The following is a 25,887-nucleotide window of genomic DNA, read 5'->3' as shown; positions in this document are numbered from 1 at the left end:
CTTCGCTCAGGGTGACAATCTAAAAGAAATCATTCTAATCCTTTAAATCTGTGGCAAAAAAATAAACACATTACTAAAAAAATTAAAATATGAAACTTATTAGATTCGGAGAAGAAGGAAAGGAAAAACCAGGAGTTTTACTAAATGATAAAAGATATGATGTTTCGTCTATCGTATCAGATTACAACGAAGCTTTTTTTGAAAATGACGGTTTAGCAAAATTAGAAGAAGCTTTAAAAAATAGTCCATCTTTACCAGAAGTAAGCGATTCAGTTCGTTTAGGTTCGCCGGTTGCGCGCCCATCAAAAATTATCTGCATCGGATTAAATTATGTAGATCACTGCGAAGAAACTGGCGCTGCAATTCCAGAAGAACCAATTATTTTCTTCAAATCTACGACTTCTTTATGCGGACCAAATGACAATTTGATCATTCCAAAAAACAGTGAAAAAACAGACTGGGAAGTGGAATTGGCTTTTGTTGTTGGTAAAAAAGCAAGCTACGTTTCTGAAGAAGATGCGCCAAACTACATTGCTGGATATTGCCTTTTGAATGATTACAGCGAAAGAGCTTTCCAAATCGAGCGTGGCGGACAATGGGCAAAAGGAAAAGGTTCTGATACCTTCGCTCCTCTTGGACCAATTATGGCAACTCCGGACGAAGTGGGCGATGTAAATAACTTAAAAATGTGGCTTACTGTAAACGGAAAAACATTCCAAAACAGTAACACTTCGAACTTGATTTTTAAAATTCCGTTTTTAGTGCATTACTTAAGCCAGTTTATGACTTTGCTTCCTGGTGATGTTATCAGTACAGGAACGCCTCCGGGAGTTGGATTAGGAATTAAACCAGACCCAATTTACATTAAAGCGGGTGACGTAATCGAATTAGGAATTGAAGGTTTAGGCACAAGCAAGCAAACTGCCGTAGCGTATCAACAAAACTAAAATTATGGCAACTCAAAAATTCTATCTGGCTTTAGACTTAAAAGACGATGCCAATTTAATTGCAGAATACAAAGTACTGCACGAAAATGTATGGCCAGAAATTAAAAAAAGCATTCAAGATTCTGGAATTGAAGTCCTGGATATTTATTGCACGGGAAATCGATTGTTCATGATCATCGAAGCTGATGCCGATTTTACTTTCGAGAAAAAAGACAAAGCCGATGCTGAGAACGAAAAAGTTCAGGAATGGGAAACTTTAATGTGGAAATTCCAGCAAGCTTTACCTTGGGCAAAACCGGGACAAAAATGGATTTTAATGGATAAAATATTTGGATTATAATTCATCAAATATTCCGTAGGAATATCTCGTCGGTAGAAAAAAAATATTATCGTTTTGCATTATGTCCTGTAGGGACATCTGATTTTTTGGAAATAACCTAAATCAATTAATAAAACGTTCCTCCGGAACGTATTATCGCAATTCAAATTTCATTCTACCGACGAAACATTCCTACGGAATGAATCTACAAAATGAATTATTTTTTTATAAAAAAGCCCTGATTATTCAGGGCTTTGTTCTTTTTGCATATTTAATAAATACGCCATATTGGCTATTACGTGATCGTGTTTTTTGACAAAAGGATTTTCTTCGTTCCAAACATATCCTGCTAATACAGAACATATTTTTTCTTTCACATCTGGATTTTCAGGTTGGTGGAAAAACAGCGTCTGTAGATTTCCTGTATACCATTCTTGAACGTAAGTGGTAAAAACAGCAATTCCGCGTTTCATATATTGCGTGAATTCCACTTCCCAATCAACAGGAATTCCTTGTGATTCTTTCAAATATAATTTTGCTGCCAGCATTCCAGACTCGGTTGCAAAAGCAACTCCCGAAGAAAAAACTGGATCTAAGAATTCTGAGCTGTTTCCCGTTAAGGCAAAACCGTCACCATACATTCTTTTTACGGCTCTTGAGTAGTTTTCTAATTTAACTGGCTCAAATAAAAATTCTGTTCCAGCAAATCTTTTAATATAATAATCCGATTTCTGAATGGCATTTCGAAGAGCCTCAGCATTGTCTTTATTTTCAGAAAGTGAATTGATAAAATCGGTTGGACCCACAACGCCTAAACTTGTATTTCCGTTAGAAAACGGAATTACCCAAAGCCAAACTTGAGTTTCCAGAATGTCAAATGAAATTTGAGTTCCTTCTACTCCTTCTTCTCTATTAATATCTTTGACATGGGTAAAAATCGAAGAATGCGGATTTAGTTTTGATGGCGTATCCAAATCTAAAAGTCTTGGTAAAACGCGTCCGTAACCACTAGAGTCGATGATAAATTTAGCGTGAATTTCTTTTAAGTTTCCGTCCTTATCTTTTACAATAGTTTTTGAATTTTTCCCTTCAAAAGAAACTTCCAAAACTTCGGTTTCAAATTCTAAGTCGATTCCTTTTCGTATGATTTCTTGAGCCATTGTATTATCAAAATCAGCTCTAGGAACTTGCCAAGTCCAGTCCCAACCTTCGCCAAATTTGACACTAAAATCAAAATTGCAGATTTCTTCACCTCTGATAAAACGAGCTCCTAATTTCTTTTCGAAGTTCATCGCGTCAAGTGCTTCAAACAATTCTGCTTCAGCAAAATGATCCATTACACGCGGAATAAGACTTTCGCCAACAACCAGTCTCGGGAACTTCGTTTTTTCTACAACTTTTACCTTTACGTTGTTTTTAAAAAGATACGATGCCGAAACACATCCAGACGGTCCTGCACCAATCACTAAAACATCAACAAACTCCTTTGTCATATTAGAATTATTATCATTAATTAACCTACATTTGCCATCATCAAAATAACTACATTTATTTTGATAAATAAAATTAAATTAGCGCAACCAAAAACGATTTGATGAATACAATAAATGAATATCTAAGTTTAGCAGAATTTGAAGCCATAATCTTTGGAAAAAACAAAGTTGCCATAAGCGATGTGGTTCAAAATCGAGTAAACGAAAGTTTTAATTTCTTAAAAGAATTCTCAGGAAATAAAGTAATCTACGGAGTAAATACTGGCTTTGGCCCGATGGCTCAATATAGAATTAAGGAGTCGGATCAAATTCAATTGCAATATAACTTAATTAGAAGCCACTCTTCCGGAACTGGAAAACCTTTAAACGCTGAGTGCGCAAAAGCAGCAATTTTAGCAAGATTAAATACCCTTTCTTTAGGAAATTCAGGAGTTCATTCTTCTGTTATTCATTTAATGGCAGAATTAATCAATAGAGATATTACGCCTTTAATTTTTGAGCACGGCGGTGTTGGTGCCAGCGGTGACTTAGTACAATTATCACACTTAGCTTTGGTTTTAATTGGCGAAGGAGAAGTTTTTTATAAAGGAGATAGACGCCCAACGGCAGAAGTTTTCGAAATTGAAGGTTTAAAACCAATTCAAGTAGAAATTAGAGAAGGTCTGGCATTAATCAACGGAACTTCTGTAATGACAGGAATTGGAGTGGTAAATGTTCATTATTCAAAAAAATTACTAGACTGGTCATTAAAAGCTTCTTGTGCAATTAACGAATTGGTTCAAGCTTATGATGATCATTTCTCAGCAGAATTAAACCAAACCAAACGTCATAAAGGACAGCAAGAAGTTGCCGAAAGAATGAGACAAAATCTTTCTGACAGTACTTTGATCCGTAAAAGAGAAGATCATTTATATTCTGGCGAAAACACCGAAGAAATTTTCAAAGAAAAAGTTCAGGAATATTATTCACTAAGATGTGTTCCTCAAATTTTAGGGCCTGTTTTAGAAACTATAAATAATGTAGCTTCTATTTTAGAAGACGAATTTAACTCGGCAAACGACAACCCAATTATAGACGTAAAAAACAAACACGTTTACCACGGCGGAAATTTCCACGGAGATTATATTTCGCTAGAAATGGATAAATTGAAAATCGTTATTACCAAATTAACGATGCTGGCAGAACGTCAATTGAATTATTTATTGAATTCAAAAATCAACGAAATTCTTCCTCCATTCGTAAATTTAGGAACATTAGGTTTTAATTTCGGAATGCAGGGCGTTCAATTCGTTGCGACTTCAACAACTGCCGAAAACCAAATGCTGTCTAACCCAATGTATGTGCACAGTATTCCAAACAACAATGACAATCAAGACATTGTAAGTATGGGAACCAATGCTGCGGTTATTACATCAAAAGTAATTGAAAACTCATTTGAAGTTTTAGCAATCGAATTAATCACAATTGTTCAGGCAATTGATTATTTGAAACAAAAAGATCAAATTTCGTCTACAACTAAAAAATGGTACGACGATATCAGAAATATAATTCCAGAATTTAAGGAAGACCAAGTAATGTATCCTTTTGTTCAAAAAGTAAAAGATTATTTGATCAACAGTTAAAAATCTTTATTTTACAGTATTAATATTGAATCTTAAAATCATGAAAAAGTCACTTGTTTTTTTATTGCTAAGCTGCATTCAATTTGTTAATAGTCAAGAATTAGCATTAGTTAAGAAAAATTCTAAAATTGGATATATCTCTAAAGATGGATCTTTTAAAATCGAACCTCAGTACAAATCTGCCAGAAGTTTTTCTGAAGGTTTAGCCGCTGTAGAAAATGGCGGAAAATGGGGATTTATCGATGCAAAAGGAACTTGGGTAATTCCAGCAGATTTTAAAGATGCTAAAGATTTTAACAGCGGAATCGCAGTTGTACAAAAAGAGAAAGACTGGGTTTATATTAATACAAAAGGAGAAATCCAAAAATGACCAACTACGGACAAAGTATTTGATTTTAATGACGGAGTTGCTTTCTTCAGACAAAACAATAAAGTGGGGTTAATCAACAACAAAATGAATGTTGTTTTAGAACCAAAATACGATCAAATCAAACCTTTTGAAAATGGTTACGCCAGAGTAGAACTGAACAAAAACTGGGGAATTATTGATACTAACGGAAAAGAATTGGTTGAACCAGCTTATGCCGAAGTAGGAAATTATTTTAAAGGAACAACTTGGGCTAAAAAAGATAAAACTTTCGGATTGGTAAGCGGTGGAAAATTTATTCCGGTTGACGGAGCCGAAAAAATCTGGGATTTTGAAACTCAAGATTTGACTTTTGCTAAGAAAAACGGAAAAATTGGTTACATCGATTTAAAAGGAAATTGGGCCATTCTTCCTATTTATGATAAAGGAAAAGCGTTCTCAAAAAATTTAGCTCCAGTCTTGGTTGGAAAAAAATGGGGATTCATTAATCCAGAAGGAAAATTTGTTATTGAACCAACTTACAGCGACGCAGAAGTTTTTAGTACAAACGGTCTGGCTCCTGTAAAAGAAAGCAATTGGGGATTTATAAATGAATCTGGAAAATTGGTTATTCCAACTCAATACGGGATTACTGCAAATGCTATTATTGCAATGTTTGTACAACAGGACAAAGGATTTATTGATGGCGTTGCCCGCGTAAAAAACGAAGGAAAATGGGGATTTCTTAAATCAGACGGAACCGTTCTAGCCAACCAATGGTTTGAAAACGCTGAACTGTTTTCTAAAAGTACAGAAAAACCTCAACCTGTTGTTGCTCCAGCAGAAAAACCAAAAGAAGAAACTAAACCGGTAGCAAAAAAAACAACAGCAAAACCAGCACCGAAAAAAAAGAAATAATATTTATCTCCAAATAAATTAGACATTTGCATAAATGAAATCGCATTCTATAAAGCGGTTTCATTTATGATGAATAAAAATAAACCCTACATCAATGAAGTGTGTATTAGTAACAGGCGGTTCGAGAGGAATTGGAAGTGCGATTTGTAAAAAACTAGCCGTAGAATCCGATTATCATATTCTAATTAATTATCATTCGAATAAAACAGCTGCCGAAGAGACATTACAAGAAGTACAAAAATTAGGCGCAACAGGAGAAATCTTAGGTTTTGATGTTTCTAATTTTGAAAACGTACAAAATGTTTTAACTGCTTGGCAGGAAGCAAATCCTGAGAAATTGGTTGAAGCAATTGTAAACAATGCTGGAATCACCAAAGACGGTCTTTTTATGTGGATGACACCAGAAGACTGGAATGGCGTTATGAATACAAGTGTAAACGGTTTCTTTAATGTGACTCAGTTTTTCATTCAAAAAATGTTACGCAACAAATACGGCCGAATCGTAAATATGGTTTCGGTTTCTGGAGTAAAAGGAACTGCAGGACAAACCAATTATTCGGCTGCAAAAGGTGCTATTGTTGCTGCTACAAAAGCATTAGCACAAGAAGTGGCAAAACGAAATATTACTGTAAATGCTGTCGCTCCTGGTTTTATTAGAACCGATATGACAAGTCAATTGGACGAAAAAGAATTATTAAAACTAATTCCGGTAAACCGTTTTGGCGAAGCCGAAGAAGTAGCAGATTTGGTAAGCTTTTTGATTTCTAAAAAAGCAAGCTATATTACAGGAGAAATTATCAACATAAATGGCGGAATATATTCTTAAAGAATACTATGTTTGCGAGATTATTTTAAAGATTTTTAAACATAGAAAATTGCTCACAAAGACACAGAGTCGCAAAGTTTAAGCAAAAAAACTTTAAAAAAACTTAGTGCCTTAGTGCCTTTGTGGCAAGATTAAAAAATTACACTTTAAGGATAAAAAATTACTTTTGAAAGACGATGAATAGACGAGTTGTAATTACTGGAATGGGAATTTATTCTTGTATCGGAACTTCTTTAGACGAAGTAAAAGATTCGTTATACGAAGGAAAATCTGGTATTCAGTTTGATTCTGAACGTAAAGAATTTGGTTTCCAGTCGGCCTTAACAGGGATGGTTCCGAAAGCCGATCTTAAAAATTTATTGACGCGCAGACAACGTATGAGCATCGGTGAAGAAACCGAATATGCTTATATGGCCACTATAGAAGCTTTAAAAAACGCTAACATTGATGATGCTTTTTTTGACGAACGCGAAGTAGGTATTATGTACGGAAACGACAGCGTTTCTAAAGCAATTATTGACGCAACAGATATTGTTCGCGAGAAAAAAGACACCGCTCTTATTGGTTCTGGCGCTATTTTTAAATCGATGAATTCTACGGTTACGATGAATCTTTCGACGATTTTTAAACTTCGCGGGATCAATCTTACTGTAAGTGCGGCTTGTGCAAGCGGTTCTCATTCTATTGGTTTGGCTTATTTTTTAATCAAAAGCGGTTTCCAAGATATTGTTATAACTGGCGGAGCTCAGGAAATCAACAAATATGCCATGAGCAGTTTTGACGGATTGGGCGTTTTTTCTAACCGAGAAGGCGATCCTACAAAGGCTTCAAGACCTTTTGATATTGGACGTGACGGATTAATTCCGAGTGGTGGTGGCGCAACTTTAATTTTAGAAAGTTACGAATCTGCCATTGCGCGTGGTGCCAATATCATTGCAGAAATTGGCGGTTACGGATTTTCATCAAATGGTGGACATATCTCAACACCAAACGTAGAACGACCAGCCACAGCAATGAAACGTGCACTTGACGATGCAAAATTACAAGCTTCAGATATTGAATATATAAATGCTCATGCAACCTCAACACCTGTTGGCGATGCTAATGAAGCCAAAGCCATTTTTGAAGTTTTTGGAGAAAAAAATCCTCCTGTAAGTTCTACAAAATCAATGACTGGCCACGAATGCTGGATGGCAGGAGCCAGCGAAATCATTTATTCTATCCTAATGATGCAGCACGATTTTATCGCGCCAAACATCAATTTGGAAACTCCAGATGAAGATGCGTCAAAATTAAATTTAGTTAAAACTACGTTAAACAAAAAATTTGACATATTTTTGTCCAATTCTTTCGGTTTCGGAGGAACCAACTCTGCGTTGGTGGTTAAAAAGTTTAAATTGAACAATGAATAAAGAAGAGATTATAGCAAAGATTAATGGTTTTTTAGTTGATGAATTTGAAGTTGATAGTGACGACATTGAACCAAATGCTAATTTGAAAGATACACTTGGGTTAGACAGTCTGGATTATGTTGATTTAGTCGTTTCAATAGAGGCAAACTTTGGTGTAAAACTAGTGGAAGCAGATTTTGTTGGAATTTCTGATTTTCAAAGTTTTTATGACTTAATCGAAACTAAAATAAAAGCCAAATCAGCTTAAATGAGTCAATGGGATGGTAAATCCAAAGGAACTGTATTAGGTTATAAAATATTCGTTTTTTTAATTCAAAAAGCGGGTGTCAAAGCGGCTTATGTCTTACTTTATTTTGTTGCGTCTTATTATTTTTTATTTCTAAGAAAAAGCAACAAAGCCATTTTCTATTATTTTAAAGAAAGACTGCAATACTCCTATTTCAAATCCAAAAAAATGGTTTTCAAAAGTTACTATACTTTTGGACAGACCATTATTGATAAAGTTTCTATTTCGGCAGGAATGCGAAACAAATTTACTTACGAATTTGACGGAATAGAAACACTAAAAAAATTACTTGCCGAGAAAAAAGGCGGTGTTTTAATTAGTGCCCATGTCGGAAATTTTGAAATTGCCGAACATTTTTTGGGAGATATTGATCTTAATTTCCAAATCAATTTGGTTACAACAGATTTAGAGCATTCTGCCATTAAGAATTATCTCGAAAGCGTTTCTCAAAAACCAACTGTAAAATTTATTATCATCAAAGAAGATTTATCTCATATATTTGAGATCAATGCCGCTTTGGCCAATAATGAACTAATCTGCTTTACAGGCGATCGTTATTTTGAAGGAACAAAATCGCTTTCTGAAAACCTTTTGGGCAAAGAAGCCAATTTTCCTGCAGGTTCCATTTTTAATTGCTTCACGATTAAAAGTTCCTGTGGTTTTTGTTTATGTAATGAAAGAACCCAATCTTCATTATCATTTGTACGCAAGAGAAGCCGAAGTAAAACACCGAGACGAAAAAGCGCTTTTGAAGGAATATGTAAAAAGTGTTGAAAGCATTCTGCACACATATCCTTTGCAATGGTTCAATTATTTTGATTTCTGGAAGCAGTTAGAAAGCAAAAATTCATTGCCAAAATAGTATCAAACAAACACTTTTCGGTTTAGTTTTTTTCAATAAATCAAAAAATTGGGAATTCTATGTCATTGGTCGAAATAAGAAAATTCGTTTAAATAAATTTACTTATTTTTGCTGACCACCAAAGCCCAAAAACCTAAAATGAAAAATGTTCTCGTAATTTATTATACGCAATCTGGACAGCTAGAATCTATTGCAAGAAATATTGCAAAACCATTTCTAGATTCAGAAGAAATAAATCTCACATTTCATGAAATACAATTAGAGAAACCGTTTCCTTTTCCTTGGAACAAAGAATCGTTTTTTGATGCCTTTCCAGAATCGTTTTTACAGATTCCGACTGCATTAAAACCTGTTCCTGAGGAAATTTTAAACACAAAATTTGATTTAGTATTATTTCATTATCAGGTTTGGTATCTATCTCCTTCTATTCCAATCAATTCATTTTTGAAAAGTGAAGATACCAAGAAAATTTTAAACAATACTCCTGTTATTACCATCAGCGGTTCAAGAAACATGTGGATTATGGCTCAGGAAAAGATCAAAGTTTTGCTAAGAAAGGCCAATGCTAACTTGGTCGGAAACGTAGCTTTGGTAGACCGTGTTGGAAATTTAATAAGTGTAATCACCATTGTAGAATGGATGTTCTCTGGAGTTAAGAAAAAATATTTAGGTATTTTTCCGCTTCCTGGAGTTTCAGAAAAAGACATACAAGAATCGAGTCAGTTTGGAGAAATCATGCTGGATTCTTTACAGCAAAATAATTTAGCGCAATTACAGCCCAAATTAGTCCATGCTGGTGCTGTAAAAATAAGTTCGTATTTAGTAACGGTTGATAAAACGGCCAACAAAATTTTTAATAAATGGTCAAATATCATTTATAAAAATCAAAAAAACCGAAAACAGCTGCTTAAAGTATTTAATGTTTATTTATTCCTTGCGATATGGTTAATCTCACCAATAGTGTATATATTGCACCTTATTACCTATCCGCTTAAGTTAAAATCTATAAAAAAGGAAACTCAATATTATCAGGGAGTTTAGAAGACGAAATTTAAATTATGTTTGAAGTATATATTACAAAAGCTGCAAAATATTTGCCAAACGAAGCCGTTTCAAATGACGAAATGGAAGCCTACTTGGGCCTTATCAATGATACTGCTTCTAAAGCAAGACGCATTATTTTGCGCAACAATAAAATTACAAGCCGATATTACGCTGTTGACAAAGAAGGAAAAAGCACACACAGCAATGCCGAATTAACCAAAAATGCCATTTTACCGTTATTCGACGAAAATTTTACGCCTCAAGATTTAGAAGTACTTTCATGTGGAACCTCAACTCCAGACATATTTCTGCCTTCGCACGCTGCGATGGTTCATGGTCTGCTAAAAAATAAATCGGTAGAATTAAACTCTTCAACAGGAGTTTGCTGTGCTGGAATGAACTCTCTTAAATTTGGTTTTCTTTCTATTAAATCTGGAAATTCAAAAAATGCAATCTGCACAGGATCAGAAAAAGTTTCTACTTGGCTAAATGCTCAAAAATACAATCACGAGGCCGATAATTTAAAAAGCCTTGAAGAACAGCCAATTATTGCATTCAAAAAAGATTTTCTTCGTTGGATGCTGTCAGATGGCGCTGGAGCTTTTCTTTTGGAAAACAAACCAAGAGGACCAATTTCGCTAAAAATCGAATGGATGGAAGCTTTTTCGTATGCGTACGAATTAGAAACCTGTATGTATGCCGGAGGTGATAAATTGGAAAATGGTGAAATTAAAGGCTGGAGCGATTATTCGCCAGAACAATGGCTGAACGAATCTGTTTTTTCAATAAAACAAGACGTTAAATTATTAGATGAATTTATCCTGTCAAAAGGTGCCCAAAGCATGAAAGACGCCATGGATAAAAACAATATTAAATCGGAAGATATTACTTATTTTATTCCTCATGTTTCTTCAAACTTTTTTGTTGAAGGATTGAAAAAAGGATTAAACGAAAAAGGTATCGGAATGAGCGATGACAAATGGTTCATGAACCTTTCTCGAGTTGGAAATGTTGGCTCTGCCTCTATTTACTTGGCTCTTGAAGAATTGATGGGTTCAGGGAATTTGAAAAAAGGAGATAAAATTTTATTATCTGTTCCAGAAAGCGGAAGATTCTCTTTTGCGTATGCCTATTTAACGGTTTGTTAATGGAAACAATGCTTTTAGAAAAAGAAATGGTCGAAAATTTACTGCCTCAAAAGTTTCCTTTTGTGATGGTAGACGCTATGCATTCTTATTCTGAAACTTCGTTGGTTTCGGGTTTAGAAATTCAGCGCGAAAATATTTTTGTATCAAACGATATTTTTCTTGAAGCTGGATTAATAGAACATATGGCACAGTCTGTGGCATTGCATACGGGATATCAATATTTTTTGAAAAACGAAATTGCTCCAACGGGCTATATTGGTTCCATCAAAGAAATTGATATTAAGAAACTTCCAAAGCTTAACGATACTATTCAAACTGAAGTAACGATTCTACAGGAATTTGCAGGAATTACTTTAGTAGATATTGTTACGACTTTAAATAATGAAGAAATTGCCAGAGGACAAATGAAAACCGTTTTGGCAAAATAAAAGCAATCGATGAAAACTACTTCTGCTGTTGACATACAAAATTATTTACCGCACCGAGCACCAATGCTTATGGTGGATTTGATTTTGGATATAGATGCCAACTTTGTAGAAACTATATTTTTGATAAAAAAAGACAATATTTTTATTCAGAATAATGTTTTTATCGAAGCGGGATTAATCGAAAATACAGCACAGACTTGTTCTGCAATTGTTGGAAAAAAATACTTTTTTGACGACAACGGAATCGAAAATGAAAACGTAAATGTAATTGGATTTATCAGCGCTTTAAAAAGTGTAAAAGTTCATGCATTGCCAAAGGTTGGCGATACGATCATAACAAAAGCCAATCTGGTTTCTAAATTTGTGGGCGACGATTATACTTTGTGTACAATGAGCTGTAAAAGCTTATTGGAAGACCAGATACTCTTAGAATGTGAAATTAATTTGTTCATTCAGAAAACAATCTCGGTTGGATAATCCAAAAAAAATCATTTTACATCTAGGAACTCGAATCGGTGTTTTGGCTCTTTTACTTGGTTTAGTTTTCTTAATTTGGTATTTTGGCCTTCTCACTTTTCTGTAGAAAAAGGAGATAAACATAACGCTGGTGCTTTAGCAATGGTAATGATAATATCTGTTATAGTACTTATTTTTAATATAGTATTATTTATAGAAATGGTTGATTTATTTTTAAGGAAAAACAAAATTTTAGCTTTTACAAATCTTGGATTTTTAATAATTAGCCTATACATAATTTCAGTCTATATGTTTCCTAATATATTAAATTAACAATATGGAAAAAGAAAATGTACCACAAGACCAAAGCAACTTAACGAAAAACAACGTTAAAGAGCTTTTGTACGCAACTGATGAAAATGGCAATTATACCACAACATTAAGTACGGGCTGGGAACCGAAAACAATTGCCCTTTCAAATTCTATTGATGAAATAAACGAACGAATTGCCGATGCCAAACAACAGGTTTTAAATGGTGAAGCAAGTCCGATTGTGTATTTTATGGAAGTCAATAAAATGGATCTTAACATATTATCCAGCTATGTTGGGTTTTGGAAATGGCGCGTAAAAAGACATTTTAAACCAAGTGTTTTTGCCAAACTAAACGATAAAATCCTGAAAAAATATGCTGATACTTTTGGAGTATCAATCGAAGAATTAAAAAACAGCATTACCAAATAAATGGAATTAACTTTCACACATCATCAGTCTGCTCATTGCGAGAATGGAGTAGCGTCAAATCTGCTAAAAAACAGCGGACTAAACATTAGCGAACCGATGGTTTTTGGTATTGGCTCTGGATTATTCTTTGTTTATCTGCCTTTTATAAAAGTGAATCATGCACCAGCAATCAGTTATAGAACTTTGCCAGGACAGATTTTCAATAAAGTGGCGACCCGTTTAAATTTAAAAATAAAAAGACAAAAATTTTCCTCTATTTCAAGTGCCAATAAAGCTTTAGACGAAAATTTAAAAAATAATATTCCAACAGGATTACAGGTTGGCGTTTACAATTTAAGTTATTTCCCAGACGAATATCGTTTTCATTTCAACGCGCACAATTTAGTCGTTTACGGAAAAACCGAAACGGGATATTTAGTGAGCGATCCTGTTATGGAGACCGTTACGACTTTAACTTACGAAGACATGAATAAAGTACGTTTTGCCAAAGGAGCTTTTGCGCCTCGCGGACAAATGTACTATCCAATTCAGATTCCGAAAGAAGTCGATTTAAAAAGCGCCATTATTAAAGGAATCAAAAATACGTGTCGAGATATGCTGGCGCCAATGCCAATTGTTGGTGTTCGCGGCATCAAAATGGTTTCTCGCCAGATTCGTAAATGGCCTAAAAAACATGGCGTTAGAAAAGCCAATCATTACCTGGCTCAAATGGTTCGTATGCAAGAAGAAATTGGAACCGGCGGCGGTGGTTTCCGTTTTATTTATGCAGCTTTTTACAGGAAGCTTCTGTTATTTTGGGTAACGAAGAACTGAAAGCACTTTCTAAAGAAATGACTCAAATTGGAGATTCATGGCGTGATTTTGCTGTTGAAGCTTCACGAATTTACAAAAACAGAAGTGCCAAAGAAGATGCTTACAACACTATTGCCGATGAACTTTTGGACATTGCCAATAGAGAAGAAATCTTTTTCAAAAAACTAAAAAAAGCCATCAGCTAAAATCATATTTTGCAATCTATCATTCAAATAGAATCCCTTTCGAAAAAGTACAAAAATGCAGAAATGTATTCTTTGAACAACGTTTCGCTAAATATAAATGAAGGCCAGATTTTTGGTTTGCTTGGCCCAAACGGCGCTGGAAAAACAACCTTAATCTCGATGCTCTGCGGATTGGTAAAGCCAACTTCTGGACATTTTACAATTGATGGTTTAGACTATCAGCATCATGCTTCGAAAATTAAAAAAATCATAGGCGTTGTTCCTCAAGAATATGCTTTGTATCCGACTTTGACTGCTAGAGAAAATCTGCTCTATTTTGGAAGTATGTATGGCTTGAAAGGTTCTGATTTAAAAGATAAAGTAATCGAGACTCTGGATCTTTTAGGTTTACTGAAATTTGCCGACAAACAAGTTCAGACTTTCTCGGGCGGAATGAAACGACGTGTCAATCTGATTGCCGGAATTCTCCATAATCCGAAAGTTTTGTTTTTGGATGAACCAACAGTTGGTGTGGACGTGCATTCTAAAACTGCCATTATCGATTATCTGAAAGTGTTGAACCAAAACGGAACAACCATTATTTATACTTCTCATCATTTGGCTGAAGCCGAAGATTTCTGTTCTCAAATCGCCATTTTAGATCAAGGACAGATTTACGCACAAGCAACTCCGTCGGCATTAATTGAATCTACAAAAGATGCCCGAAATCTAGAAGATGTTTTTATTTCATTAACTGGTAAAGCGTTGAGAGATGATATATAAAATTTGGATGTCGGTAGTAAAAGAATTCCTTTTGCTAAAAAGAGATTTAGGCGGATTGATTATTTTATTTATCATGCCTTTGGTTTTGGTAATTGCTGTAACCTTAATTCAAGACAGCACTTTTAAAGCTGTAACCGATTCTAAACTTCAGATTCTTTTGGTCGATAAAGACCACGGATCTGTTTCTAAAACCGTTTTTGAAAATTTAGAAAAAAGCAAATATTTTACGGTTGTTACCCAAATTGACAATAAACCGATTACCGAAGAAATTGCCAAAGAAAATGTGTACAAAGGAAAATTTCAATTGGCAATTGTAATTCCAGAAAACTTAAGTTCCGATTTGCAGGAAAAAGTAAATCAGAATGTAGAGAAAATTGTGAGCAATTTAGGATTGACTGACAGCACTTCTGCTGCCGAACCTCAGCGTGTTATTAAAGAAAAAGAAGTAAAACTGTATTTTGATCCAGCGGTTCAGATGAGTTTCAAAAATGCCGTAATGAGTACAATCGACAAAATGATTTCGCAGATTGAAACCAAATCGATTTACAGCACTTTTCAAAAACAATTAGGAGAAGAAACCATCGATTTTGAGCAAAAAAACTTTATTACTTTCAAAGAAATAATTCCGAGAATCAACAACAAAGAAGTTCGTCCAAATTCAGTTCAGCACAATGTTCCAGCGTGGACACTTTTTGCAATCTTTTTTATTGTAATTCCGTTATCTATCAATATTGTTAAAGAAAAATCACAAGGAACTTTTGTTCGATTAAGAACCAATCCGGTTTCTAATCTGGTTGTCATTATTGGAAAAACCATCACCTACTCGATCATCTGTATGATTCAGTTTTATATGATGGTTGCCGTGGCAGTATTCCTATTTCCATCAATCGGATTGCCTTCTTTAAATATCGAAGGTCATTTTGTATTGACAAGTGTTGTGGCATTATTTTCAGGTTTTGCCGCCATCGGCTTCGGAATTTTATTAGGAACTGTGGCCAGCACTCAAGAACAATCGGCTCCTTTTGGTGCTACAAGTGTGATCATTTTAGCAGCAATTGGCGGTGTTTGGGTTCCTGTTTTTGCTATGCCGAAAATCATGCAATATATCGCAAAATCATCTCCAATGAACTGGGGTTTAGAAGCTTTTTACGATGTATTACTTAGAAACGTTTCTTTCGTCGAAATCATACCAAGAATAAGTTTATTATTTTTGTTTTTCATTATTACCACTTCCATCGCATTATTTTATGATAAAAAGAAAAGAGCAGTTTAAAGAAGCTACAGATCTAACCGTTACACATGAAATTAGGATTCGTTTTAACGAAACAGATCCGCTTGGAATTGTTTGGCACGGCAATTATATCACCTATTTCGAAGATGGACGTGAAGCATTTGGCCGCCAGCATGGACTTACGTATCTGGATATTGCAGCGACTGGTTATACAACGCCAATTGTAAAATCGACGTGCGAACATAAATTGTCTTTACGTTATGGAGATGTGGTAACGATAGAAACAACAGTTGTCGACACTCCTGCAGCTAAAATGATTTACCGTTTTAAAATTATTGATGACAAAGGAGAAGTAGCCTGCACAGGCGAAACCACTCAGGTTTTTTTAGATGCAGCAGGAAATTTAATGCTAACCAATCCGCCTTTTTATGAGGAATGGAAACGAAAAGTGGGGTTGTTGAAATAAAACACGGATTACACGAATTTTCACGAATTAAAAATAAAAAGAATCTGTGCAAATCTGCTTAAATCTGTAAAATCTGCGTGAAACTTTTTTTCAGATAAAGCTTAAAATAAAACATACCTACAAGGTTTTAAAAACCTTGCAGGAGAAATCGAAATTTAAAATGTTAAGAGAAATATACATCACAGAAACGAATTGCATCACACCTTTAGGTTTTGACGTTGAATCTAATATCAACGCCATTCTTCGCTGCGATTCTGGAATTCAGCTTCATAACGATGTTTCTTTGATGCCGAATCCGTTTTATGCTTCGATTATTTCTGATGAAAAAATAAATAGTGCTTTTTCAAAAATTAGTACTGACACCAAATATTCCCGTTTAGAGAAAATGATGATTTTGGCTTTAGAGCCGATTATCAAAAACTCAAATGTAGAATTAAATTCAAAAACAGCTTTTATACTTTCTACCACAAAAGGAAATGTTACCGCTTTGGCAAATGATTCTGAAGAAAGTTTTAACAACGGACATTTAGATGTTTTAGCTAAAAACGTTGCCGATTTCTTCAGATTCCAAACTCAACCCATTGTAGTTTCAAATGCCTGCGTTTCTGGAATTTTAGCCGTTTCTGTTGCTAAAAGAATGATTCAATCTGAACTTTATGACAACGTTTTTGTGGTGGCTGGAGATGAAGTTTCAGAATTTGTTTTGTCTGGTTTTAATGCATTCCAAGCGATGAGCGAACTGCCTTGCAAACCGTATTCTAAAAACAGAACTGGAGTAAGTTTAGGCGAAGCGACAGCAGCAGTTTTAGTTTCGACGGATGCCAAAAACGCTAAAATAAAAGTAATTGGCGACAGTTCGATAAACGATGCGAATCATATTTCTGGCACCTTCAAGAACAGGTGAAGGTTTGTTCAGAAGCATTCAAAATGCTTTGAAAGAAGCACAAATTGAAGCCAACAAATTAGATTATATTTCAGCACACGGAACTGCAACGCCTTACAATGACGAAATGGAAGCGATCGCTCTAACTCGTTTAGATTTACAAAATGTTCCCATAAATAGTTTAAAAGGATTTTACGGTCATACTTTAGGCGCTTCGGGGTTATTGGAAACCGTAATTGCGATAGAATCTGCTAATCAAAATAAACTTTTTGAATCGAAAGGTTTTGATGAAATTGGGGTTAGTGAAACTATCAATGTGATTGAGAAAAATGAAGAAAAGAAAATTGAATATTTCCTGAAAACGGCTTCTGGATTTGGTGGTTGTAATACGGCTGTGGTTTTTGAGAAAATAAAATAAATTTGAACTGTTCGGAAATTCCGAACAGTTCAAAAATCCAACTTGTAAATAAATCTTACAAGTTCAATATATTTAAAATTCATGAAATTATGGACGAGGATATTACATACCTAAAAAAATATATTGAGCGAAATCTTAATAAAAGAGAAGTTGGTCATTGGGAATATATTGTTCGTCCTGAAATCAGAGATGTTATCAACGTTTTAAGTGAAACTGATAGTGAAAGATTTTCCAAGGAAATTTTTAATTGGGATGAAAAAACGATATATCCATTAGCTGATGAAATCATATTTGGTGATAATAAATACATAGATCAAGATTATCTCTATTGTTGTATTTTTTTAAAAATTAATGATAAAGAAAAGTTACGCTATTTATATGAAAATTTATTTGCCGCCTTCAATCTGATTAATTTTGAAAAAATCTCCTTAGAATTCTTTATACAGATGAAAGAGAAAATAAAAAATCTTTACAATATAGAAGATGAAAAGGAAAATGAGGATTATTTCATTAAGCCATTAAATGATATCATTAATGAAAAAATGAAGAACATCTAAAATCACTAATTCAGTATAAATTTTATACTAATTAATTACAAATGACTCAAAACAAAACCTACATACAATCCTACATCACCATCCAAAACAACGAAATTGTTTTGAACGGAACTTCTGTATTCAAAATTGAACCAACAGATTTTGCTGATTTCTCGAAACAAGCGTATCGTAATTTTGAAATGCAATATCCAAAGTTTTTCAAAATGGATGCTTTGAGCAAACTGGCTTTTTTAGGTTCAGAATTGCTTTTGAGTCCGATTACATCAACGGAACAGGAAAATAATATTGCTTTAGTTTTGGCCAATAAATCGTCAAGTTTGGATACCGATGTAAAATATCAGGAATCTATTTCAGACAAAGAAAACTATTATCCGAGTCCGGCGGTCTTTGTTTATACGCTGCCAAATATTTGTTTGGGCGAAATAAGTATCCGTCATCAGCTGAAAAGTGAAAATTCTTTCTTTATATTTGACACCTTTAACACCGAATTTATGTCGAATTATTCGAATATTCTTCTGAATACGAATAAAGCAGATGTAGTTTTGTGCGGTTGGGTAGAATATTTTAACGACAATTATAAAGCTTTTTTATGTACAATTAGTACAGAAGAAAATGCAAAATATACAAACGAGACTATCAATACATTATACAATAAATAATCATGGAAGCATTAAAAGAAGAATTAAAAAATAAAATCATAACAACTTTAAACCTTGAAGATATTGCAGTAGAAGATATTGCTGATAACGATCCTTTGTTTGGAGACGGTTTAGGTTTAGACTCGATTGATGCACTTGAATTGATCGTGATTTTAGATAAAGATTACGGAATTAAATTAGTAGATCCGAAAGAAGGGAAATCTATTTTCCAGTCTATCGAAACTATGGCGGCTTACATTAGCGCAAATAGAACTAAATAGATTTCAGATTTTAGACTTTAGATTTTAGATTCCATCCTGAATCTAAAATTTTAAATGTTTAAAAATCCGTCAACTTTGTCAAAGTTTGAAACTTTGACAAAGTTCTAAGAATCTAAAATCATAAATCTAAAATCTAAAATGGCAAGAGGTGTTGCAATAACGGGAATGGGAATTATCTCTGCGATTGGTAATTCGGTTGAGGAAAATTATATTTCCCTGATTGAAAACAAAATCGGTGTTTCTCGTATTCAAAATATTTCGACTGTTCATGCAGATGTTATCAAAGTTGGCGAAATCAAAAAAACCAATGAAGATCTTGTTGATGAACTGAAATTAAATGAGAATAATAATTTCTCCAGAACCGCTATGATTGGCACTTTGGCAGCAAGACAAGCTGTTGAAAATGCCGGCATTACCGATATAAATGAATTTAGAACGGGACTTATTTCGGCTACAAGTGTAGGCGGAATGGACATGACGGAAAGACATTATTACGATTATTTCGAAAAACCAGAATTGATCAAGTACATTACTTGCCACGATGGCGGCGATGTTGCCGAAAAAATTGCTGAAGAATTAGGCTTAAAAGGAATGGTAACTACCATTAGTACGGCTTGTTCGTCTGCAGCCAATTCGATTATGTTGGGTGCAAGATTGATCAAAACGGGAAAACTGGATCGCGTAATTGTGGGCGGTGCCGATGCTTTGGCTAAATTCACTATCAACGGATTTAAGACTCTTATGATTTTATCTGACGATTATAACAAACCTTTTGACAACACCAGAAAAGGATTGAATCTTGGAGAAGCTGCTCTTTTTAGTTTTAGAATCGGATGAAATTGTAGCAAAACAAAACAAAAAAGTCTTGGCAAGAGTTTCGGGTTACGGAAATGCAAATGACGCTTTTCACCAAACCGCTTCTTCAGAAAACGGAGATGGTGCTTATTTGGCCATGAAAAAAGCATTTGAAGTTTCTGGTTTAAAACCTTCTGAAATTGATTACATCAATGTTCATGGGACAGCAACGCCAAATAACGATTTGTCTGAGGGAAGAGCTTTGCTCCGAATTTATGAAAACGAAAAAGTTCCAGATTTCAGTTCTACAAAACCTTTTACCGGACATACATTAGCTGCTGCAGCTGCGATTGAGGCTGTTTACAGTGTTTTGGCAATTCAGAATAATGTGGTTTATCCAAATTTGAATTTTGAAGTTCCGATGGAAGAATTTGATTTGAAACCACAGACTTCATTAAAAAATAAAACTATCGAACACGTTTTATCCAACTCTTTTGGTTTTGGAGGAAATTGTTCCACTCTTATATTTTCAAAAAGCTAATGAAGAAGACCTATATAAATGGAGTAGGCTGTATTTCGACTCAAAAAACATTTGATACTGTTTTTTTGGAAGAAGCTGTTGTGAATCATGACGAAAATGTATTGGCAATTGTTCCGCCAGCATACAAAGAATATATTTCGCCTGCTGCCAGCCGCCGTATGGCAAAAGGTGTAAAAAACGGAATCGTAGCTTCTGCTTTAGCTATGAAAGATGCTAATGTTGAAAAAGTCGATGCGATTATCACAGGAACTGGTTTAGGCTGCATTGAAGATTCTGAAAAATTCTTAAAAAGTATTTTAGATAATAACGAAGAGTTTTTAACTCCGACTTCTTTCATTCAGTCTACTCATAATACCGTTGGAGCGCAGATTGCCCTTTTACAGCAATGTAAAGGTTATAATTTTACGTATGTAAACGGAGCAGTTTCTTTTGAGTCCGCTCTTATTGATGCTAAAATGCAGATTGAAGAAGACGAAGCCAATTCGATTTTAGTAGGCGGGGTTGATGAAAATGGCGATTATACGACTTCGCTTTTTAAACTAAACGGTCGCATTAAAGCAGATAATACTGCTCCATACGATGTTTTAAATTCTACAACAAGTGGAGCTGTTTATGGTGAAGGCGCCAATTTTTTTGTTTTAGAAAACGAAAGAAAAGAAAACACTTATGCTGAACTTCTAGATGTTGCTATTGTAAATACGCTGGAAGAAAATGAAGTTGAAGCAGCAATTATTTCGTTCTTAAAATCAAATGATTTAGAAATTTCAGATGTCGATGCTCTTGTTTTAGGTTTTGACGGAAATGTCGATTTTGAGAATTATTATAGAAATCTTGCTGAAAATTCGTTTGCCCAAACTCCTGTTTTATATTACAAACATTTGAGCGGCGAATACGATACAGCTTCGGCTTTTGCTTTTTGGATGGCTTCTAAAATTTTGAAAACTCAGGAAATTCCTGAAATTACAAAAGTAAATGCTGTTGAAAAATCAGAGTATAAAACGATTTTATTATACAATCAATTAAACGGAAAAAACCATAGTTTTACGCTGCTGTCAAAATGATAACGCACAAAAACATATCCCTGTTTTTTATCTTTTTATTGCTTTTATTGTTTCTCCTGAATCTGTATAACGCAATTCATTTTCTGTGGTTTGTGGTTATAATTCTCGTTTGGATCGGAATAAATGCTTTTGGATCTGCACGAATTTCTTCCAATTATCATGTAAAAGCTTTTTGCAGTAATCCGTTAGAAACCGAAAAAAAAATTGCGCTTACTTTTGATGATGGTCCAAGTATTTACACTTTGGAAGTTTTGGAACTTCTGAAAAAATACAATGCTAAAGCGACTTTTTTCTGCATTGGAAAAAACATCGAAACTCATCCTGAAATTCTCCAAAAAATAATTGACGATGGTCATTTAGTTGGAAATCATTCTTATTCACATTCTAAGTTTTTTGATTTTTATAATGCTAAAAAAATAACCGAAGAACTTCAGAAAACAGACGCGCTTCTGGAAAAATTCACTTCCAAAAAAATAAACTTCTTTCGTCCCCCTTATGGAGTTACGACACCTTCGATTAGAAGAGCTTTAGAAGTAACCGGACATAAAACAATAGGCTGGAATATTCGTTCGCTTGATGGAGGAACCCAAAATCAGGAATTAATTTTCAATCGGTTAATTAAGCATATATCTCCCGGCGGAATTGTACTTTTGCATGATACAGGCAAACATTCTGTTTTGGTACTGGAACAGTTTTTGCAATTTTTACAGCAAAATAATTATGAAGTGATTTCTGTTGAAGAATTACTGAAACTTAATGCTCATGAAATTGAACGCGGATAAAACAGATTCGCTTTCGCGAAGACGCGGATAAAAACGGATTTTTATAATTTAAATTTTAACACATAGAAACATAGATTTAGGATGCTTAAAAAAAGGCGTTTCACTTATTTAAATACACATAGTGCTATGTGTTAGAAACCTGTTTCTTTTTTATATTCTTTTATACACATAAAAACCTATGTCTCTATGTGTTTAATAAAATTTACAAGTATTCAATAAATAGTAATCTGTGGAAATCATTTTAATCTGTGGCAAAAAAAATTAAGCACAATATTATAAAATATGAAAACTAAAATAGCACTACTCATTCTATTTATTTCAGGCAATTTGTTCGCTCAGGAACAAAAAATGACCGATGCCGAAATTGCTTCTTTTAAACAAGACGTAAATGTGGTGGCCAAAAAAATCAAGACGTTGACGACTGATTTTGTTCAGTATAAACATTTAGATTTTTTATCAAAAGACATTGAAACTTCAGGAAAAATGGTTTTTAAAGAACCAGCTTTACTTCAATGGCAATATAAAAAACCATACAACTATAGCATTACTTTCAAGAACGGAAAAATCCTAATTAACGATGAAGGAAAGAAAAGTGCTGTTGATATTGGAAACAGTAAAATCTTTGCCCGAATTAATAAATTGATCGTGGGTAGCGTAAGCGGCAATATGTTTGATGATAAAGAATTTACGATTTCGTATTTTAAATTGAAAGGTCAGAATCTGGCAAAATTTGTTCCGAAAGATGCGACGCTGAAAAAATACATCAAACAAATCGAACTGACTTTTGACAAAGAAGAAGCAACAGTTGTTCAGGTAAAATTGTTAGAATCATCTGAAGATTATACCCGAATTGTACTTAAAAATAAAGTGATCAATGCAAAAATCGACGATTCAGTTTTTACTAATTAATTGCTTTCTGGCAATTGTATTAATTTCTTGTGGCTCGGTCACAAAAAATTATACGCCTAAAAAATTAGACAAAACGTCTTATACGGTTCCGTATTTTTCAGACTCAAAAACCGATTATGTTTATAAAACCAACATTACTGTTTACGGAAATGAATTGTCTGGAATTTTTATTGCCAAGAAAATAAATGACACTACGCATCGAATAGTTTTTACAACCGAATTCGGAAACAAATTAATGGATTTTGAAATCTCAGATACGGATTTTAAAGTCAATTCTATTGTATCAGAATTAGATCGAAAAATCTTGATCAATACTTTAAAAGAAGATTTCCGATTGCTTTTAAAGAAAGAATATTCGATTCAGGAACAATTCGAAAACGAATCGGATGACATTTACAAATCGGCAGATGGCAAACGCGACAATTACATTTTTATCTCCAAAAAAGATCAGAAATTAGAAAAGATCGTCCATGCTTCTCAAACAAAAGAAAAATTTACACTGCTTTTCAGTTCAGAAAACAATATTTTTGCCGAAAGGATTCAGATAATCCATCAGAATATAAAATTGAAAATCGAACTGAATTATTTCAAATCAGAATAAAAACTTAAACTAATCCTAAACTTAAACCAAGCCCAAAATGAGAAAATTTGTTTTAATTGCATTTGTTTTATTAATCGGAATCCAAGCAGAAGCGCAAGTAAAAGTTAGTCCAGGACTAAGAGGTGGTTTGAATGTATCAACATTAACGAATATTGATGATAATAGCTCTAAAACTGATTTCTATGTTGGTGGATTGGTAAATATTAAATTCAATAAATTTTTCTCGGTTCAGCCAGAAATAAATTATTCCAGACAAGGTGATGAAGGAAGATATTTTGAAAACGGCCGTTATTATTCTGAAAAGTATGAGTTGAATTATATAACACTGGGAGCGGTTGCAAAATTTAACTTTGGAGGTGGAGGTTTTCATTTATTAGCAGGACCATCATTAGATTTAAAAGTTAGTGATAATTATATAAATACTAATCCTGAAGATTTTGATCTTGCATTTGTTGGAGGTCTTGGTTATACTTTACCAAATGGTTTAACTTTTGAAGCTCGACTTAAACAAGGATTAATTGATATTTACGGTTATAACGGATATGATTATGACAATAATGGATATTACTATAATGATGTAATCTTAAATCAAGTTTTCCAAATCGGAATTAGTTATACGTTTAAAACAAAATAAAAATGAATAAAAGAATATTCTTCTTTATTGCTGTTTTTTTCTCGCTTTTAAATATACAAGCGCAAGTATCAGTTAAACCAGGTTTAAGAGCTGGATTTAGTTTTTCTACTATTTCTGAAATGCACGCCGATTATAAAACTGATTTTTATGCTGGTGGTTTTACAGAAATTAAGATAACAAGAATTTATTCCCTTCAGCCTGAAATTAATTACAGCAGACAAGGTTCTAATAATGTTGCGCGAAATTATTTTGATGAAAATACACAGACCAATAAAGTAGAACATTTAGATCTTGACATCAACTATTTGTCTCTTTCTATGATAAATAAGTTTACGTTGCCACAAGGAATTCAGTTTCAAGCACTAACCAACATTAGATATTTTATTGAATGATAATCTTGCGGTTAGAAAAGCACAAAATGATCTTGGTTTGGTTTTAGGAGTCGCTTATGCCCTACCTTCAGGTTTGACATTTGAAGCTCGATTTAAAAAAGGACTGCTTGATGTTTTAAGCAGCGATTATTATCAAAACGACTCCAATAACCATTATTTATTTGGAGATTATAACACAAATATTAATTTTCAGTTAGGGGTTTCCTATTCATTTGGAAAATAAAAAATATGATTTTACAAGATTTTTATAAAATACTATCAGAAGAAAAAGTATCTGATTCAAAATATACTGTTACAATTTTAGTCAACGAAAAACACGAGGTTTTTAAAGGACATTTCCCTGGAAATCCAATTATGCCTGGTGTTTGTATGATTCAGATTATCAAAGAACTTACAGAATCTATTACCAAAAGTTCGCTGATGATCCAGTCTTTGGCAAATGTAAAATTCATGGCGCTGATTAATCCAGAGGTTACTCCAGAATTGCGATTGGAATTGGATGTTACAACAACTGAAGACGGTTTGGTAAAAGTGAAAAACACGACTTACTTTAACGACACAACTGCTCTTAAATTGAGTAATGTGTACAAAAAAATATAATTATGAAACTATTACTGACCTTATTTTTATGGATAGGTTTTGCTGGAACGCCAGATTTGGCTTCGATACGCAAAATGTATTCTGATGTGGCAAAATCAGAAACCAACGCCAAAGAGTTTGTAGACAAACTTGCGGGTGTTTCAAGTAATGATGATAAAATTTTATTGGCTTATAAAGCGGCTTCTATTTTATTGGATTCTAAATTTGAAAAAAAATTAAGCCAGAAAATGGAACGTTTTAAAGAAGGTGCAAAATTGCTTGAAGCAACAATAAAAAGTGATCCAAGCAATATCGAAATGCGAATGATTCGATTGAGTATTCAGGAAAATGTTCCTGGTATTACAGGCTACAAGAAAAACATTAAAGAAGATAAAAAATTCATAACCACATATTATGCATCACAAGGTGCGGCTTTGAAAGATTATCTTAAAGACTTTGTTTTACAATCTAAAAGTTTCTCCGAAAAAGAGAAGCAATTTGTAAAGTAAG

Annotated in this window: 27 protein-coding genes and 5 pseudogenes; 31 read left to right on the top strand and 1 reads right to left on the bottom strand. The window is 33.8% G+C overall.

All coding sequences use genetic code 11. The features are described 5' to 3' along the window. The first annotated feature begins 89 nt into the window (after positions 1-89). Both ACPWTF_RS13175 and ACPWTF_RS13170 read left to right on the top strand, forming a co-directional pair. Entirely contained in the window at positions 90-947 is an 858-nt protein-coding gene (locus tag ACPWTF_RS13175) for a fumarylacetoacetate hydrolase family protein (RefSeq protein ID WP_427871463.1), read from the top strand. Between the two features lie 4 nt (positions 948-951). After that, positions 952-1,287, top strand: a complete 336-nt coding sequence (locus ACPWTF_RS13170; RefSeq protein WP_427871462.1) for an L-rhamnose mutarotase — start codon at positions 952-954, stop codon at positions 1,285-1,287. Positions 1,288-1,508: 221 nt separating this feature from the next. Here the strand turns inward: ACPWTF_RS13170 and ACPWTF_RS13165 are convergent, their stop codons facing one another. Further along, positions 1,509-2,759 carry an NAD(P)/FAD-dependent oxidoreductase gene (locus ACPWTF_RS13165; protein WP_427871461.1) on the bottom strand — a complete coding sequence of 417 codons (1,251 nt, stop codon included), beginning with the start codon at positions 2,757-2,759 and terminating at the stop codon, positions 1,509-1,511. A 101-nt stretch (positions 2,760-2,860) separates the two neighbouring features. Between ACPWTF_RS13165 and ACPWTF_RS13160 the strand changes: the two genes are divergently transcribed. From ACPWTF_RS13160 to ACPWTF_RS13020, 29 genes and pseudogenes are all read left to right on the top strand, one after another. Beyond that, entirely contained in the window at positions 2,861-4,381 is a 1,521-nt protein-coding gene (locus tag ACPWTF_RS13160) for an HAL/PAL/TAL family ammonia-lyase (RefSeq protein WP_427871460.1), read from the top strand. A gap of 40 nt (positions 4,382-4,421) precedes the next feature. Next, on the top strand, positions 4,422-4,751 hold the full coding sequence (locus ACPWTF_RS13155) for a WG repeat-containing protein (protein ID WP_427871459.1): 330 nt from the start codon (positions 4,422-4,424) through the stop codon (positions 4,749-4,751). Positions 4,752-4,814: 63 nt separating this feature from the next. Beyond that, positions 4,815-5,645, top strand: a complete 831-nt coding sequence (locus ACPWTF_RS13150; RefSeq protein ID WP_427871458.1) for a WG repeat-containing protein — start codon at positions 4,815-4,817, stop codon at positions 5,643-5,645. A gap of 94 nt (positions 5,646-5,739) precedes the next feature. Beyond that, on the top strand, positions 5,740-6,471 hold the full coding sequence (fabG, locus tag ACPWTF_RS13145) for a 3-oxoacyl-ACP reductase FabG (RefSeq protein ID WP_111378968.1): 732 nt from the start codon (positions 5,740-5,742) through the stop codon (positions 6,469-6,471). A gap of 176 nt (positions 6,472-6,647) precedes the next feature. Beyond that, complete coding sequence (locus ACPWTF_RS13140) at positions 6,648-7,883, top strand: beta-ketoacyl-[acyl-carrier-protein] synthase family protein (RefSeq protein ID WP_427871457.1); 1,236 nt, start codon at positions 6,648-6,650, stop codon at positions 7,881-7,883. Next, positions 7,876-8,130, top strand: a complete 255-nt coding sequence (locus ACPWTF_RS13135; RefSeq protein ID WP_177211448.1) for an acyl carrier protein — start codon at positions 7,876-7,878, stop codon at positions 8,128-8,130. Before ACPWTF_RS13140 ends, ACPWTF_RS13135 begins: the two co-directional genes overlap by 8 nt. Next, a pseudogene (locus ACPWTF_RS13130) lies at positions 8,131-9,031 on the top strand (lipid A biosynthesis acyltransferase). A gap of 138 nt (positions 9,032-9,169) precedes the next feature. Further along, positions 9,170-10,072, top strand: a complete 903-nt coding sequence (locus ACPWTF_RS13125) for a dialkylrecorsinol condensing enzyme DarA (protein WP_427871456.1) — start codon at positions 9,170-9,172, stop codon at positions 10,070-10,072. A 17-nt stretch (positions 10,073-10,089) separates the two neighbouring features. Further along, a complete protein-coding gene (locus ACPWTF_RS13120; protein ID WP_427871455.1) occupies positions 10,090-11,223 on the top strand; it encodes a beta-ketoacyl-ACP synthase III in 1,134 nt (377 codons plus the stop codon). Next, the gene (locus ACPWTF_RS13115) at positions 11,223-11,651 is read left to right on the top strand and encodes a hypothetical protein (protein ID WP_427871454.1); all 429 of its coding nucleotides are present in this window, start codon (positions 11,223-11,225) and stop codon (positions 11,649-11,651) included. The genes ACPWTF_RS13120 and ACPWTF_RS13115 overlap by 1 nt, the downstream gene beginning before the upstream one ends. Before the next feature lie 9 nt (positions 11,652-11,660). Continuing rightward, the gene (locus ACPWTF_RS13110; RefSeq protein ID WP_427871453.1) at positions 11,661-12,128 is read left to right on the top strand and encodes an ABC transporter permease; all 468 of its coding nucleotides are present in this window, start codon (positions 11,661-11,663) and stop codon (positions 12,126-12,128) included. Between the two features lie 316 nt (positions 12,129-12,444). Further along, on the top strand, positions 12,445-12,849 hold the full coding sequence (locus tag ACPWTF_RS13105) for a hypothetical protein (protein ID WP_379795021.1): 405 nt from the start codon (positions 12,445-12,447) through the stop codon (positions 12,847-12,849). Continuing rightward, positions 12,850-13,847, top strand: a pseudogene (locus ACPWTF_RS13100) (BtrH N-terminal domain-containing protein). 63 nt (positions 13,848-13,910) lie between these two features. Beyond that, entirely contained in the window at positions 13,911-14,609 is a 699-nt protein-coding gene (locus ACPWTF_RS13095; RefSeq protein ID WP_008465897.1) for an ABC transporter ATP-binding protein, read from the top strand. Further along, positions 14,599-15,882: an ABC transporter permease gene (locus ACPWTF_RS13090; protein ID WP_427871452.1), complete on the top strand. Its 1,284-nt coding sequence runs from the start codon at positions 14,599-14,601 to the stop codon at positions 15,880-15,882. The genes ACPWTF_RS13095 and ACPWTF_RS13090 overlap by 11 nt, the downstream gene beginning before the upstream one ends. After that, complete coding sequence (locus tag ACPWTF_RS13085) at positions 15,857-16,306, top strand: acyl-CoA thioesterase (RefSeq protein ID WP_427871451.1); 450 nt, start codon at positions 15,857-15,859, stop codon at positions 16,304-16,306. The genes ACPWTF_RS13090 and ACPWTF_RS13085 overlap by 26 nt, the downstream gene beginning before the upstream one ends. 160 nt (positions 16,307-16,466) lie before the next feature. Further along, positions 16,467-17,607, top strand: a pseudogene (locus ACPWTF_RS13080) (beta-ketoacyl synthase N-terminal-like domain-containing protein). A gap of 89 nt (positions 17,608-17,696) precedes the next feature. Next, positions 17,697-18,164, top strand: a complete 468-nt coding sequence (locus tag ACPWTF_RS13075; protein WP_427871450.1) for a hypothetical protein — start codon at positions 17,697-17,699, stop codon at positions 18,162-18,164. Positions 18,165-18,205: 41 nt separating this feature from the next. Then, the gene (locus ACPWTF_RS13070; protein WP_198855005.1) at positions 18,206-18,823 is read left to right on the top strand and encodes a 3-oxoacyl-ACP synthase; all 618 of its coding nucleotides are present in this window, start codon (positions 18,206-18,208) and stop codon (positions 18,821-18,823) included. Between the two features lie 2 nt (positions 18,824-18,825). Further along, positions 18,826-19,083 (top strand): phosphopantetheine-binding protein, encoded by a 258-nt coding sequence (locus tag ACPWTF_RS13065; protein WP_111378796.1) that lies wholly within the window; start codon positions 18,826-18,828, stop codon positions 19,081-19,083. A gap of 138 nt (positions 19,084-19,221) precedes the next feature. Then, positions 19,222-20,419, top strand: a pseudogene (locus ACPWTF_RS13060) (beta-ketoacyl-[acyl-carrier-protein] synthase family protein). Continuing rightward, the gene (locus ACPWTF_RS13055; protein WP_427871449.1) at positions 20,419-21,480 is read left to right on the top strand and encodes a beta-ketoacyl synthase N-terminal-like domain-containing protein; all 1,062 of its coding nucleotides are present in this window, start codon (positions 20,419-20,421) and stop codon (positions 21,478-21,480) included. Before ACPWTF_RS13060 ends, ACPWTF_RS13055 begins: the two are co-directional and overlap by 1 nt. 92 nt (positions 21,481-21,572) lie before the next feature. Then, a complete protein-coding gene (locus ACPWTF_RS13050; RefSeq protein WP_427871448.1) occupies positions 21,573-22,262 on the top strand; it encodes a polysaccharide deacetylase family protein in 690 nt (229 codons plus the stop codon). 282 nt (positions 22,263-22,544) lie between these two features. Beyond that, a complete protein-coding gene (locus tag ACPWTF_RS13045; RefSeq protein ID WP_427871447.1) occupies positions 22,545-23,171 on the top strand; it encodes an outer membrane lipoprotein carrier protein LolA in 627 nt (208 codons plus the stop codon). Continuing rightward, on the top strand, positions 23,137-23,772 hold the full coding sequence (locus tag ACPWTF_RS13040; RefSeq protein ID WP_427871445.1) for a hypothetical protein: 636 nt from the start codon (positions 23,137-23,139) through the stop codon (positions 23,770-23,772). The genes ACPWTF_RS13045 and ACPWTF_RS13040 overlap by 35 nt, the downstream gene beginning before the upstream one ends. 37 nt (positions 23,773-23,809) lie before the next feature. Beyond that, positions 23,810-24,406: a porin family protein gene (locus ACPWTF_RS13035; RefSeq protein WP_095930630.1), complete on the top strand. Its 597-nt coding sequence runs from the start codon at positions 23,810-23,812 to the stop codon at positions 24,404-24,406. Between the two features lie 2 nt (positions 24,407-24,408). Then, positions 24,409-25,021, top strand: a pseudogene (locus tag ACPWTF_RS13030) (outer membrane beta-barrel protein). 5 nt (positions 25,022-25,026) lie between these two features. Next, complete coding sequence (locus ACPWTF_RS13025; protein ID WP_201999172.1) at positions 25,027-25,398, top strand: 3-hydroxyacyl-ACP dehydratase; 372 nt, start codon at positions 25,027-25,029, stop codon at positions 25,396-25,398. 2 nt (positions 25,399-25,400) lie between these two features. Beyond that, the gene (locus ACPWTF_RS13020) at positions 25,401-25,886 is read left to right on the top strand and encodes a hypothetical protein (RefSeq protein WP_427871444.1); all 486 of its coding nucleotides are present in this window, start codon (positions 25,401-25,403) and stop codon (positions 25,884-25,886) included. Position 25,887 lies beyond the last annotated feature (1 nt).

The organism is Flavobacterium sp. MMS24-S5, from assembly GCF_050320125.1.
Classification (GTDB): domain Bacteria; phylum Bacteroidota; class Bacteroidia; order Flavobacteriales; family Flavobacteriaceae; genus Flavobacterium; species Flavobacterium tyrosinilyticum.
The sequence above is the reverse complement of the archived record's forward strand: the minus strand, read 5'-3'. Positions and strand labels throughout refer to the sequence as shown.

What these genes read in the sequence shown, in the direction of transcription:
- ACPWTF_RS13085 (WP_427871451.1), top strand. Translation starts at nt 15,857, where the DNA reads ATGATAAAAAGAAAAGAGCAGTTTAAAGAAGCTACAGATCTAACCGTT.
- ACPWTF_RS13120 (WP_427871455.1), top strand. Translation starts at nt 10,090, where the DNA reads ATGTTTGAAGTATATATTACAAAAGCTGCAAAATATTTGCCAAACGAA.
- ACPWTF_RS13095 (WP_008465897.1), top strand. Translation starts at nt 13,911, where the DNA reads ATGTATTCTTTGAACAACGTTTCGCTAAATATAAATGAAGGCCAGATT.
- ACPWTF_RS13125 (WP_427871456.1), top strand. Translation starts at nt 9,170, where the DNA reads ATGAAAAATGTTCTCGTAATTTATTATACGCAATCTGGACAGCTAGAA.
- ACPWTF_RS13135 (WP_177211448.1), top strand. Translation starts at nt 7,876, where the DNA reads ATGAATAAAGAAGAGATTATAGCAAAGATTAATGGTTTTTTAGTTGAT.
- ACPWTF_RS13175 (WP_427871463.1), top strand. Translation starts at nt 90, where the DNA reads ATGAAACTTATTAGATTCGGAGAAGAAGGAAAGGAAAAACCAGGAGTT.
- ACPWTF_RS13165 (WP_427871461.1), bottom strand. Translation starts at nt 2,759, where the DNA reads ATGACAAAGGAGTTTGTTGATGTTTTAGTGATTGGTGCAGGACCGTCT.
- ACPWTF_RS13155 (WP_427871459.1), top strand. Translation starts at nt 4,422, where the DNA reads ATGAAAAAGTCACTTGTTTTTTTATTGCTAAGCTGCATTCAATTTGTT.
- ACPWTF_RS13115 (WP_427871454.1), top strand. Translation starts at nt 11,223, where the DNA reads ATGGAAACAATGCTTTTAGAAAAAGAAATGGTCGAAAATTTACTGCCT.
- fabG (WP_111378968.1), top strand. Translation starts at nt 5,740, where the DNA reads ATGAAGTGTGTATTAGTAACAGGCGGTTCGAGAGGAATTGGAAGTGCG.
- ACPWTF_RS13035 (WP_095930630.1), top strand. Translation starts at nt 23,810, where the DNA reads ATGAGAAAATTTGTTTTAATTGCATTTGTTTTATTAATCGGAATCCAA.
- ACPWTF_RS13055 (WP_427871449.1), top strand. Translation starts at nt 20,419, where the DNA reads ATGAAGAAGACCTATATAAATGGAGTAGGCTGTATTTCGACTCAAAAA.
- ACPWTF_RS13025 (WP_201999172.1), top strand. Translation starts at nt 25,027, where the DNA reads ATGATTTTACAAGATTTTTATAAAATACTATCAGAAGAAAAAGTATCT.
- ACPWTF_RS13070 (WP_198855005.1), top strand. Translation starts at nt 18,206, where the DNA reads ATGACTCAAAACAAAACCTACATACAATCCTACATCACCATCCAAAAC.
- ACPWTF_RS13170 (WP_427871462.1), top strand. Translation starts at nt 952, where the DNA reads ATGGCAACTCAAAAATTCTATCTGGCTTTAGACTTAAAAGACGATGCC.
- ACPWTF_RS13040 (WP_427871445.1), top strand. Translation starts at nt 23,137, where the DNA reads ATGCAAAAATCGACGATTCAGTTTTTACTAATTAATTGCTTTCTGGCA.
- ACPWTF_RS13075 (WP_427871450.1), top strand. Translation starts at nt 17,697, where the DNA reads ATGGACGAGGATATTACATACCTAAAAAAATATATTGAGCGAAATCTT.
- ACPWTF_RS13105 (WP_379795021.1), top strand. Translation starts at nt 12,445, where the DNA reads ATGGAAAAAGAAAATGTACCACAAGACCAAAGCAACTTAACGAAAAAC.
- ACPWTF_RS13160 (WP_427871460.1), top strand. Translation starts at nt 2,861, where the DNA reads ATGAATACAATAAATGAATATCTAAGTTTAGCAGAATTTGAAGCCATA.
- ACPWTF_RS13110 (WP_427871453.1), top strand. Translation starts at nt 11,661, where the DNA reads ATGAAAACTACTTCTGCTGTTGACATACAAAATTATTTACCGCACCGA.
- ACPWTF_RS13045 (WP_427871447.1), top strand. Translation starts at nt 22,545, where the DNA reads ATGAAAACTAAAATAGCACTACTCATTCTATTTATTTCAGGCAATTTG.
- ACPWTF_RS13065 (WP_111378796.1), top strand. Translation starts at nt 18,826, where the DNA reads ATGGAAGCATTAAAAGAAGAATTAAAAAATAAAATCATAACAACTTTA.
- ACPWTF_RS13020 (WP_427871444.1), top strand. Translation starts at nt 25,401, where the DNA reads ATGAAACTATTACTGACCTTATTTTTATGGATAGGTTTTGCTGGAACG.
- ACPWTF_RS13090 (WP_427871452.1), top strand. Translation starts at nt 14,599, where the DNA reads ATGATATATAAAATTTGGATGTCGGTAGTAAAAGAATTCCTTTTGCTA.
- ACPWTF_RS13140 (WP_427871457.1), top strand. Translation starts at nt 6,648, where the DNA reads ATGAATAGACGAGTTGTAATTACTGGAATGGGAATTTATTCTTGTATC.